Source organism: Bacillus sp. mrc49 (assembly GCF_002803435.1).
Genome location: NZ_PHNG01000425.1, coordinates 1 through 306 on the forward strand (window position 1 = coordinate 1; position 306 = coordinate 306).

1 protein-coding gene is annotated in these 306 nt (G+C 43.5%); it reads right to left on the reverse strand.

Annotation, left to right across the window (positions count from 1 at the left end; all coding sequences use genetic code 11):
- The coding region (locus tag CVN76_RS02605) for a phosphoribosyltransferase (RefSeq protein ID WP_269800011.1) at positions 1–283 on the reverse strand (283 nt) is incomplete at its 3' end.
- Between the last annotated feature and the right edge of the window lie 23 nt (positions 284–306).

Sequence of the window (306 nt, forward strand, 5' to 3'; positions counted from 1 at the left end):
AGATGTCACGGTCTTCCACTGATGTATCTAGATCCTTGATGATTTTCACTTCACCGGAAGATACAGTTGAGTTACCATAGCTTGAAACATCCATGAAGTCCATTTCAAGATGTGTATCAACACGCTTCAGCAAGTCAGACATAAATGGCATCGCGCCTTTCAACACCCCGATGGCCAACGGGAACTTGCCTTGGTAATCAGCTTCTAGCTGTGCACCCAGTTCCTTGATTTTCGTTTGAAGTTCTTCCTCTGTGATTAACACTTTTTCAATGTCGTTTTGCATGGTCATTGTAATTGATTGCCCCC